Here is a 12414-nt window from a genome sequence, read left to right on the forward strand (position 1 = left end):
ATGATATTTATAATAATTAATAAATGATCATATTTTATGTTGTATCAACTATGCTTTTTTAAAATCGCATAAAAGAAACCATCACCACCATTTTCAGTAGGTAAAAATTGTTTAAGTTCACCTTGTAATTTGGCGCTGGTGTTTTCTTGCAAAAAACGTTCAATTTGTAATTTATTTTCGTCTGGTAGAATTGAACAAGTGGCATAAACCAAAGTACCACCAGTTTTTAAATAAGACCAAATATTAGTTAAGATTGCATGTTGTAACTCAGTTAATTGTGCAATATCACTATCACGGCGTAACCATTTGATATCAGGATGACGACGAATAACCCCCGTTGCCGAGCAAGGTGCATCAAGTAAAATACGATCAAAACTTCGACCTTTACACCAATTTTCGGGCGTTAGCCCATCTCCTACTTTCACTTCAGCTTGCTGTTTTAAGCGAGCTAAGTTTTCACCAATACGTTTTACTCGGCTAGGATCAATATCTACCGCTAAAACTTGCGCTTTTGGAGCAACTTCTAAAATATGTGTGGTTTTACCACCGGGAGCTGCACACATATCCAAAATGTGCTCGCCATTTTGTGGAGCAAGTAAATAAGCGGCATATTGAGCAGACAGATCTTGTACTGTGACAGCACCTTCATCAAAATAGGGTAATTTATTTACACCGACAGGCGACAATAATCGCAGAGCACTAGGTAACTCTGGAAAGCTATCCGATTCAATTTGTTGCTCAACAAGTAATTGTTGGTACTCACTGACTGAATATTGATTAAGATTAACCCGTAACCACATTGGTGGCTTTTGATTATTAGCATTAACGATGGTTTGCCATTGCTGTGGATAGGCTTGTTTAAGACGAGTTAACAACCAGCTTGGGTGTAATGTTTGCTGGTTTTGTTGCTTACTATCTTGTGTAAATGTTTGTTGTAATGAGGCTTGTTGGCGTAAAAATTCGCGTAGTACGCCATTTATTAATCCTTTAAGTTGTGTTTTTTTGAGTGTATTAACAGCATTGACTGTTTCGCCAACTGCGGCATGCTCTGGGATTCGGGTATAAAGAATCTGGTAAATCCCCACTAACAATAAATAGTGCAAAATTCTATTTTTACCGGTTAACACTTTACTCATTAAGGAGTGAATATAGAAATTAAGCTCTGGTAATACTCGCATCACACCAAAACAGATTTCTTGCACCAATGCCTTATCTTTATTGGCTATTTGATAACTTAAAGCTGTCAATGTCGCACTTAATGACTGACCTTCTTCCAGTACGTTAAAAATAGCTTGCGCACAAACTGCACGAATATTTTGGTGTGATTTATTATTCATAATGACCTAAATAACAACAATTATGTTGATTATAAAACTAATGATCCAACCCAACCCGCAATAAATAGCGGAATATTAAAATGGGTAAATGTAGGGATAACACTATCGCGAATATGATCATGTTGTCCATCACTATTTAGCCCTGAAGATGTCGCTAAAATAGTATCTGATGGCGGCGATCCCGCATCACCAATAGCACCAGATGCACCAATTAAGCAAACTGTAGCAATTGGCGAAAAACCAAGTTGTACACAAAGTGGTACATATACTGCAGCAATGATAGGGACTGTCGAAAATGAAGATCCAATACCTAATGTAATAACCAACCCAATTAGCATCATCACAAAAGCTGCAATCACTTTATTACCAGCAAATAATGCTGCACTGTTAATAACCAAAGGTTCTATTTCATGAGTCTGTTTTAATACTTCAGCAAAACCTTGCGCTGAAATCATTACAAAACCGATCATTGCCATCATTTTAATGCCGTCAGTAAAAACACCATCAGCTTCGCCCCATTTAATTGAACCCGATACAATAAAGCAAATAAAACCAACTAAAGCACCTAAAATCATTGAACCAGTATAAAGTTGAACAGTAAAAGATAGAACAATCGCCAATAATGAAACAATAAGTGAACGCTTATTCACCTCTTTTAAAGTACCTTGATTCCCCTCTCCACGAATAATTTTATATTCTCGAGGCTTACGGTAGCTAACAAAGATAGCCCATAATAAGCCAATAAACATACCTAATGCAGGGATCGCCATGGCATGCATTACATTGACATGACTCACATCCATTCCCGATGCAGTAATATTTTTTAATAAAATTTGATTCAAAAAGATGTTACCAAAACCAACAGGTAAAAACATATACGGAGTAATAAGCCCAAATGTCATAATACAAGCAATCATTCGTCTATCGAGTTGTAATCGCGACATCACATATAAAAGAGGTGGAATTAAAAGTGGTATAAAAGCAATATGAATGGGAATGACATTTTGTGAGGAAACACTTACTAGCGCAATGATAATAATTAATAACCATTTTATACGCTTTTTAGCACTACTTGTTGTAAGCTGTTGTATTGCTTTATCTGCAAGTAACTCTGGTAAACCAGATTTTGATATCGCCACCGCAAAAGCACCGAGCATTGCATAAGAAAGTGCAATGTTGGCACCATTACTGATACCTGTATTAAAAGCATCAATCGTTTCTTTTAGAGACAGATGACTAAATAAACCACCAATAAAAGCCCCAATAATTAGGCTAATGACCACATGAACACGACAAAGGGACAAAATTAACATACAAATTACCGCTATCACAACGGCATTTATCGACGAGAATAACTCAAGTATTGTATTCATAAATAGATTTTTAATTAATGAACAAAGTTCGTTATTCTAGGCGATACATGGTGAAAGTGCAATTGATAGTGTATACTCACTCTTCTTCGATAGAAGAAATCCTAAATATACAGTTGAACAATTATTAAAAATAAAAAGCCCAAGAATAAAATAAACCTAGAGCAAATCTGGTTGTGGAGAATGGTTAATGAGAAGTAATATCGACGGAAATTTTTTATTGATTGGTTTAATGGCATATCCTATTCGTCATAGTTTATCGCCACAAATGCAAAATACTCTTTATGCTAAAATGAATGTACCTTATGTTTATTTGGCGTTTGAAGTTAACCAAGAAAAACTCCCTGATGCAATTAAAGGGCTCCGAGCATTAGGTCTACGCGGTAGTGCAGTATCCATGCCCAACAAACAACTCGTCTGCCAATACCTTGATAAACTAACTCCAGCCGTTGAGATGAGTGGAGCATGTAACACGATTTCAAATGATAATGGTGTTTTAACAGGTTATAACACTGATGGTATGGGTTACATGCGTATGCTCAAAGAAGCTAATATTGATGTGATAGGCAAAAAAATTACCATCCTTGGTGCTGGTGGTGCTGGTACTGCCATTGCGGTGCAAGCTGCTCTTGATGGCGTGAAAGAAATCACAATATTTAATCAAAAAGATGATTGCTATACCAAAATAGAAGCAGTTGCGAAAAAACTGAATCAAAATACACAATGCCATGTGCGCGTTATCGATCTTGCCGACAATAAGCAACTACGCCAAGAAATAGCAACAAGTACTGTTCTTTGCAATGCAACAGGTGTCGGGATGAAGCCATTAGAAGGTCAAAGTTTAATTACCGATCCAACCATGTTACACTCAGATCTTATTGTGACAGACTGTATTTACTGCCCACGTAAAACAAAACTACTAGAAATGGCTGAACAACAAGGTTGCAAAACCTTAAATGGAATTGGAATGATGCTATGGCAAGGGGCTGCACAAATAAAAATATGGACAGGCGAAGAAGCACCAATCGAATATGTAAAAGAAAAAATGGGCTTTAACGATTAGTTCAACTCTATGTGATAACATTATATTAACTCATCTTATTCTATTGTTTTATTTAATATAATCCATAAAATAAAACCCTATAATAAAATTGTCGACAATTAGCAGGAAATAAAATGAAAACAGTCACTATTAAACAACTTGAGATCGGTGTAGGCGCACCAAAAATTATTGTACCGATTGTTGGTAAAACTCAAGCAGAATTAATTGAGGAAGTTCAGTTTTTACAATCAATTGATTTTGATGTTTTAGAATGGCGAGTCGATCATTTTAACCAAGTTGATGACATTCAGGCGGTTAAACAAGTCGCTAAAAAAATTGTAGATTTGTTACCCAATAAACCACTTTTATTCACCTTTAGAACGATAAACGAAGGCGGAGTAAAACCTTGGGCATTATCCTCTTATATTCAATTGAATAAAGAAATGGCCTGTAGTGGACTTGTCGATCTGATTGATGTTGAAGTATTTATTGGCGATGATTATGTAAAAGATATTATTGATGTTGCACATAAAAATCAGGTCTTTGTTATAGCTTCAAACCATGATTTTGAAAAAACACCGCCTAAAAATGATATCGTTAATCGATTACGAAAAATGCAAGATTTAGGGGCTGATATTCTTAAAATTGCCGTTATGCCCAAAACCACGGATGATGTATTAACCTTACTGGCTGCCACCACCGAAATGAACGAAAAATATGCTATAAAACCGATTATTACTATGTCAATGGCGGGGCTAGGCGCTATTAGTCGTATTGCAGGTTCGACATTTGGTTCAGCAATGACCTTTGGTGCTGCAAAAAATGCATCGGCACCCGGTCAATTGGATGTTAATCAATTACGATATATTTTAGAAGCGTTACACCAAAACAATAAGTTAACTCAATAACGGTAGATTATTTCAAAAAATTGTTAGTTATCTTAATAAATCAATAGATAGTAATATAGAATCAACATTAGCAGTAAAAGCCAATTAGGTTCGTGGCGTTGATAGCAATAAACCGTTATAATACGGCTATGTATCGTTATAATTTTGCTTTAGGTTGATTAATCATATGGTCTAAAGATTACACAAATTTACTAACGATTGGGTGATAACAGGTATATACTCAATTCATCGCTTTTTAAGTATATGAATAACGCAAAAGTATGAGGTTTATTTTTTTATGTTTTCTTGGTGGACTAAAGTCTATTTTTTTCTTATCCAACTTTTGATCAAAATTTTTGTTAAAAGTAAACCGATTCCTACTAATCCAATAACAGAATTAGAGCTTGATACTGCTAGACCAATTTTATATGTTCTACCTTACAACTCTCAAATTGATTTAATGGTAATTCGCTCCCTTTGTTTGCAATATAATTTACCTGATCCATTAATTGGTATCAATATTAACGGAAAAACTGTTCCTGCTTATATCTATATAGATAAAGGCCCCGGTATTTTTGCGTCTAACCAACAAAGAAAAAAAGCTATCGGTATTTTAAGGGATTATATTTCTGCACATCAACAAAATCATGATCTTGATATTCAAATGTTACCCGTTTCGGTCATGTTTGGACGTCGGCCAGATAAAGAAGGTAAAAAAAAGCTATCACTACAAGTACTTGGTGCAACTAGTAAATTTCTAAAAATTATCACATCAGGAAGAGACTGTTATACACGCTTTTCTCGTACTGTTTCGTTTAAAGATATTCATGTCGATAAACAAGATCTTTCGGTTTTAGCACATAAATTGGCCCGTGTTGCACGTATTCATTTTTCCAAACAACGCATGGCTTCAATTGGTCCTACACTGCCAGTTCGCCAAGCAATGTTGAATAATCTACTAAAAAAACAAGCACTCTCAGAAGCAATACGAGAAGAAGCTAAAAGTAAAAATATCACTCTTGATAAAGCAAAAAAAAATGCATTAGCTAATTTAAACGAAATTGCAGCTAATTTTTCTTATCATATGCTTAGAGTCACTGATTTTGTCCTTACTTGGGCGTGGAATAGGCTTTATCAAGGGCTGAAAGTAACCAATGCAGATCCCGTTCGGGAATTAGCTCAAAATGGACAGGAGATTGTCTATGTACCTTGTCATCGTAGTCATATGGATTACTTATTGTTATCCTATGTACTTTATCGACAGGGGTTAGTACCTCCTCATATTGCTGCAGGTATTAATCTAAACTTTTGGCCTGCCGGCCCTATTTTTAGACGATTAGGTGCGTTTTTTATTCGTCGTTCGTTCCGTGGTAATAAACTCTATACGTCTGTTTTTCGGGAATATTTAGCAGAGTTATTTATTCGTGGTTATGCTGTTGAGTACTTTATTGAAGGTGGGCGCTCACGTACAGGTCGGTTACTTGATCCTAAAACGGGTATGTTAATGATGACAATTCAAACATTACTACGTGGTGATGCAAGGCCTATTGCCATTGTTCCTGTTTATATTGGTTATGAACATGTATTAGAAGTCGCAACCTATGCCAACGAATTACGCGGCGCTAAAAAAGAAAAAGAGAGTTTATGGCGTACTATCAAAGCATTTTTAAAACTAAAAAAATTAGGATTTGGTTATGTTAACTTTGGTCAACCTATCCCACTAAATCAATTTCTAAACCAACACGTTCCAGAATGGCGAGATGCTATTGAACCAACTGGCACTCAACGTCCTCAATGGTTAACACCAACCACGAATTTACTTGCTAATAAAATTATGGAACACATCAATTCATCAGCAGCAATTAACGCGATGAACTTATGTTGCTCAATATTATTGGCTGCGGACCAACGTGCTCTAACAAAAATTAGACTTGTTGAACATATTGATTATCTTTTAAAATTACTAAAAAAAGTCCCTTATTCAAATTTAATTACTATTCCAGATCAGACACCCGAAGAATTATTTGAACACGCTAAAGATATGGGGAAATTCATTATTACCACCGACAAAGTTGGCGAAATGGTCGGTCTTACCACCGAACAAGCAGTATTAATGACGTATTACCGCAATAATATTCAGCATTTACTGATTATCCCAGCTATTGTAGCCAGAATTGTGCTTAAACATAACCATATATCATCTGACGAAATTTTAGAACAAGTAAAGTGTCTCTTCCCTTTAATCAAATCAGAGCTATTCCTTTATCATAATGATGAACAACTTACTGAATATGTGCATCAAATCATCGCAACTTATATCGATCTGAATTTAATTAACGATTCGACAGATAAGTTAGTAGTAAATTATTTAAAAATTTCAGGATTACAATTACTTGCTTCATCATCTAGAGATACACTGCAACGTTATGCTATTGCGTTTTCTTTATTACAAAAAGATCCAACAATCAGCCGAGCAACGTTAGAAAAAGAAGGCCGATTAATTGCCGAGCGATTATCTGTCTTACACGGTATTAACTCCCCTGAGTTCTTTGACAAAGGTGTATTTTCAACACTTGTTGCATCGCTACGGGAACAAGGTTATCTAGATGATCAAGGTGACGAAAACGTACCAAAAATTGAAAAAATGAACGAAATCCTTAAACCACTTATTACCACTAGAGTAATGCAAACCATTGACGAAATTAACCCTTTAGCTAAGCAATCCAATAGCTAGGTTCACTAATTCAGTTTGCCCATTTATCAAAATGGGCAAATTTAGGCCAATCAATAGAGAATAAACTGATATAAAGAACGACCATTTTGTATAAAATTTGACCCATGTCAAATTTTCTGGATTCCTACTTGTTTTTTCCTTTATTTCCATTTCATTAAAGATTATCATTATGAATAGTAAGGATGTTAATCGCTTCCAATATAATAAATTAAAATGTAATGTCAGCTTTCTAAGGAGTCCATATGCTATTTAACCGTAGACAGTTCTTTAAGATCTGCGCTGGTGGTATGGCAGGCACAACAGTTGCCACACTCGGACTAGCGCCGAATGTCGCACTTGCACAAACTCGCCAATTTAAATTACTCAAATCAAAAGAAACCCGTAATAACTGTACTTACTGTTCAGTTGGTTGTGGAATGCTACTTTATAGCCGAGGAGATGGTGCTAAAAATGCCGAATCTTCCATTTTTCATATTGAAGGCGATCCTGATCACCCTGTTAGTCGCGGTTCACTTTGTCCTAAAGGAGCTGGTGTTCTTGATTATATAAAAAGTGAAAATCGCGTTAAATATCCAGAATACCGTGCTCCAGGTTCAGATAAATGGCAAAAAATAAGTTGGGCTGATGCCATTGATCGCATTGCTCGTTTAATGAAAGCTGATCGAGACAAAAATTTCGTTGAAAAAAATGACAAAGGCAACACCGTTAATCGCTGGACAACAACTGGATGGCTTGTCACATCAGCTGCCAGTAATGAAACAGGTTGGTTAGCGTTTAAAGTTGCTCGCGCATTAGGAATGTTAAGCCTTGAAACTCAGGCGCGAGTTTGTCATGGTCCTTCCGTATCAAGTTTAGCCGCCACTTTTGGGCGTGGTGCAATGACCAATAATTGGAACGATATCAAAAATGCCAATGTTGTCATTGTCATGGGTGGTAATGCGGCAGAAGCTCACCCTGTCGGTTTTAAATGGGCAATCGAAGCCAAAATTAATAATGGTGCTGAGCTCATAGCCATCGATCCTCGTTTTCACCGAACTGCTTCTGTTGCTGATCATTATGTGCCAATTCGTTCAGGATCTGACATTGCATTTTTACTCGGTATTATTAATTATCTAATTACACATAACGAAGTTAACTTTGAGTATTTAGTCACGCATAGTAATGCGAGCCTCATTGTGCGTGATGATTTCAATTTTGATGCCGATAGTGGGTTGTTTAGCGGTTATGACGCAACTAATCGTCAATATGATCAAACGAGCTGGGCATATCAAAAAGATGAAAATGGTTATGCACTTCGAGATAAAACACTCAGCCATCCTCGTTGTGTTTGGAATCTATTAAAACAGCATGTTAGCCGTTACACTCCGGAAATGGTAAATAAAGTAACCGGTAGCCCAATTGACGGATTTTTACATGTTTGCCGTTCTCTGGCTAGTACAAAGACCAATGATAGAGCAGCTACTTTTCTATACGCATTAGGTTGGACTCAGCATAGTTATGGCTCACAAATTATTCGCACTGCTGCAATGATCCAGCTTATATTAGGTAATATTGGTGTAATGGGTGGTGGCGTTAATGCACTTCGCGGCCATTCAAATATTCAAGGTTTAACCGATGTTGGTTTATTATCAAATCGCTTACCTGCCTATCTTGATTTGCCTAAAGAGTCTCAAGTTTCGCTCGCTCAGTATTTGGATGAAAAAACACCAAAGCCGCTTGGTTCAAGCGAGGTGAACTTTTGGGGGAATTATCCAAAATTCTTTGTCAGCTTTATGAAGTCAATGTATGGCGATAAATCGACTAAAGATAATGACTGGGGTTTTGACTGGTTACCAAAATGGGATAAAACCTATGATGTTTTAAGATTCGATAAAATGATGCGTGACGGCCAAGCTAATGGATTTATTTGTCAGGGCTTTAACCCACTCGCTGCACTACCTGATAAAAATAGTGTCCGTGAAGGTTTATCTAACTTAAAATTCCTAGTTAGCATTGATCCTATGCCTACAGAAACCGCTGAGTTTTGGAAAAATCATGGTGAATCTAATGATGTGGATTCTAGCAAAATTCAAACTGAAGTCTTTAGATTACCATCTAACTGTTTTGCCGAAGAAAACGGAACAATAGTTAACTCCTCTCGTTGGCTACAGTGGCATTGGGCAGCAGCAAGACCTCCTGGCGAATCTTTATATGATCCTGAAATTATTGCACGTATCTTTTTGAGAATTAAAGAATTATATGCTGAAGAAGGTGGCGCCTATCACGAACCAATTGATAATTTAGTTTGGGATTATCAAAACCCTGAAGGTCCAGCGGCTGAAGAATTAGCTAAAGATTATAATGGGCGTGCACTTGCTGATATAACCGATGCAAATGGTAATGTGATCCTTAAAAAAGGTCAGCTATTGAGTGGTTTTTCTCAATTAAAAGCAGACGGTACAACCTCATCAGGTATTTGGATCTTCTGCGGTTCTTGGACTGAGCAAGGAAACCAAATGGCACGACGAGATCCAAGCGATCCGTCAGGAAAAGGGGTTCACTCTGGTTGGGCTTGGGCATGGCCAATGAATAGGCGTGTGCTTTATAACCGTGCCTCGGCAGATGAAAACGGCAATCCATGGGATCCAAAGCGCGTTTTAGTCAAATGGGATGGCTCAAGTTGGGTAGGTAACGATGTTCCTGATTTTACAGCAACATTACCACCAAGTGCGGGCGCGGGTGCGTTTATTATGAATAATGATGGTTTAGGGGGATTATTTTGTTTAAATCGGTTAGTCGATGGGCCATTCCCTGAACACTATGAACCGTTTGAAACACCTATTACCAATAACCCTTTTCATCCAAATCAAATCAGTAGCCCAGTGGCTCGTGTATTTAAAGAAGACTTGGCGCGATTAGGCAATGCAAGTGAATTTCCTTATGTTGGTACTACTTATAGTATCACCGAGCATTTCCATTTTTGGACACAACATGCAAAATTAGCGTCAATCACTCAACCAGAACAGTTTATTGAACTGAGTGAAAATTTAGCCAATAAAAAAGGTATTAAATTAGGCGATACAGTCAAAGTAACGTCACACCGAGGCTATATCAAAGCTAAAGCTGTGGTAACAAAACGTCTTCCGACATTAACTGTTGATGGTAAAGAAATCGAAACTATTGGAATTCCTATTGTTTGGGGGTTCACAGGTCAGACGAAGAAAGGATTTTTGGTGAATGAATTAACGCCTCATTTAGGTGATGCAAATTCACAAACGCCAGAATATAAATCATTCTTAGTTAATATCGAAAAAGTGACCAGCGCAGCATAAGGAAGAGTAAATTATGTCATTACAAACACAAGATATTATTCGTCGCTCTGCAACCAACACATTAACGCCAGCGCCACGAGCACGCGATTATCAACAAGAAGTAGCGAAGTTAATAGATGTCACAACATGTATAGGCTGTAAAGCTTGCCAAGTAGCTTGTAGTGAATGGAACGATCTGCGAGCCGAAATCGGTAATACCGTCGGCGTGTATGATAATCCAGCTGATTTAGAGCCAAAAGCATGGACAGTAATGCGTTATTCCGAAGTTGAAGTTAACGGTAAATTTGAATGGCTTATCCGTAAAGATGGCTGCATGCACTGTGCTGATCCTGGCTGCTTAAAAGCTTGTCCGTCAGAAGGTGCGATCATTCAATATGCTAATGGTATTGTTGATTTTCAATCTGAGCATTGTATTGGTTGCGGTTATTGTGTTGCGGGTTGCCCGTTCAATATTCCTCGAATTAGTAAAGAAGATAATCATTCGTACAAATGTACTTTATGTGTGGATCGTGTGGCAGTTGGACAAGAGCCTGCTTGCGTTAAAACCTGCCCAACTGGTGCGATTCACTTTGGTACTAAACAAGATATGATTCGTCATGCTGAAAATCGAATTGTAGATTTGAAAAAACGTGGCTTTGAACATGCAGGCCTCTATGACCCGCAAGGGGTGGGGGGAACTCATGTGATGTATGTTCTTCATCATGCAGATCAACCTGAGCTGTATCATGGCTTACCGAAAGATCCTAAAATTAGTGAAATCGTCAAATTTTGGAAAGGTATTTGGAAACCATTATCTGCAGCTGCTTTTGTGGCAACATTTGGAGGCTTACTTTTCCATTATATGGGGGTTGGTGCAATTGAAGTGGATGAAGATGACATTGAACAAGAAAAGGAAGTTGATAGGCAAGCTCGAAAACGCCTAGGCTTACCTGTTTTTAGTCACAAAGATAGTGCTAATTTATCACAACAGGAGAATCACCATGAATAAAAAAGGGATGATTTTAAGAACACCACTTATTGTCCGCTTCTGCCATTGGTGTATGGTCTGTCTGTTTATACTTACCGCACTATCAGGCTTATCACTATTTTTCCCATCAATTAAATTGTTTGGGTTAGTGCTTGGCACACCGCAATTAGTAAGGGCATTACATCCGTTTTTGGGGGGTATTGTTTTTATATTACTTATGTTTATGTTCTTAAAACTTGCTCATCATAATATTCCAAATAAACAAGATATTTTATGGATAAAAAACTTTAAAAAAGTGATTATGGGCAAAGAAGAAGGTATTCCAATTGGCAAATACAATATTGGTCAGAAGTTTCTATTTTGGTGCATTATGAGTTTAATTTTGGTCTTGTTTGTTACAGGAATCATTATGTGGCGCCAGTATATTTCGGACTATTTTCCTGTACCAATTGTTCGTATAGCAATATTCTTTCACTCTCTTGCCGCTATTGGCTTAATTCTACTTGCTATTGGTCATGCTTATATGGCAATTTGGGTTAAAGGCTCAATTAATGGGATGATAACAGGTTACGTATCACGTGCTTGGGCACGGAAAAATCATTCCGCTTGGTATGAAGAAGAAATGGAAAAAAGTTATCAAGCAGAATTAAATGCTAAAACTGAATCCGAGCAAAACAAAGCTACCGCTAAACATGATATCGAGAATGATATTGAACATAAACCTATTTAACTATGTTTACCGCTGAGCTACTATCAGCGGTATCAC

Annotated in this window: 8 protein-coding genes; 6 read left to right on the forward strand and 2 right to left on the reverse strand. The window is 37.1% G+C overall.

From position 1 onward, the window contains the following. Nucleotides 1–44: 44 nt before the first annotated feature. A complete protein-coding gene (gene rsmB / locus GYX25_RS10145; RefSeq protein ID WP_091350530.1) occupies nucleotides 45–1337 on the reverse strand; it encodes a 16S rRNA (cytosine(967)-C(5))-methyltransferase RsmB in 1293 nt (430 codons plus the stop codon). A 29-nt stretch (nucleotides 1338–1366) separates the two neighbouring features. Continuing rightward, entirely contained in the window at nucleotides 1367–2710 is a 1344-nt protein-coding gene (locus GYX25_RS10150; protein WP_091350533.1) for a Na+/H+ antiporter family protein, read from the reverse strand. Between the two features lie 187 nt (nucleotides 2711–2897). Between GYX25_RS10150 and GYX25_RS10155 the strand changes: the two genes are divergently transcribed. The 6 genes from GYX25_RS10155 to GYX25_RS10180 all read left to right on the forward strand — a co-directional run bounded on the left by GYX25_RS10155 (nucleotide 2898) and on the right by GYX25_RS10180 (nucleotide 12378). Next, nucleotides 2898–3770 carry a shikimate dehydrogenase gene (locus GYX25_RS10155; RefSeq protein ID WP_091350536.1) on the forward strand — a complete coding sequence of 291 codons (873 nt, stop codon included), beginning with the start codon at nucleotides 2898–2900 and terminating at the stop codon, nucleotides 3768–3770. Nucleotides 3771–3883: 113 nt separating this feature from the next. After that, a complete protein-coding gene (aroD, locus tag GYX25_RS10160) occupies nucleotides 3884–4657 on the forward strand; it encodes a type I 3-dehydroquinate dehydratase (protein ID WP_174787307.1) in 774 nt (257 codons plus the stop codon). 277 nt (nucleotides 4658–4934) lie between these two features. Beyond that, nucleotides 4935–7370 carry a glycerol-3-phosphate 1-O-acyltransferase PlsB gene (gene plsB, locus GYX25_RS10165; RefSeq protein ID WP_091350541.1) on the forward strand — a complete coding sequence of 812 codons (2436 nt, stop codon included), beginning with the start codon at nucleotides 4935–4937 and terminating at the stop codon, nucleotides 7368–7370. Nucleotides 7371–7612: 242 nt separating this feature from the next. Beyond that, a complete protein-coding gene (gene fdnG, locus GYX25_RS10170; protein ID WP_174787308.1) occupies nucleotides 7613–10681 on the forward strand; it encodes a formate dehydrogenase-N subunit alpha in 3069 nt (1022 codons plus the stop codon). 13 nt (nucleotides 10682–10694) lie between these two features. Further along, nucleotides 10695–11669 (forward strand): formate dehydrogenase subunit beta, encoded by a 975-nt coding sequence (fdxH, locus tag GYX25_RS10175; protein ID WP_091350545.1) that lies wholly within the window; start codon nucleotides 10695–10697, stop codon nucleotides 11667–11669. Next, nucleotides 11662–12378, forward strand: coding sequence for a formate dehydrogenase subunit gamma (locus tag GYX25_RS10180; RefSeq protein ID WP_174787309.1), 717 nt, complete (start codon nucleotides 11662–11664; stop codon nucleotides 12376–12378). Before fdxH ends, GYX25_RS10180 begins: the two co-directional genes overlap by 8 nt. The last annotated feature ends 36 nt before the right edge of the window (nucleotides 12379–12414 follow it).

Source organism: Gilliamella sp. ESL0254, from assembly GCF_013344985.1.
In the GTDB taxonomy this organism is placed as follows: domain Bacteria; phylum Pseudomonadota; class Gammaproteobacteria; order Enterobacterales; family Orbaceae; genus Gilliamella; species Gilliamella bombicola.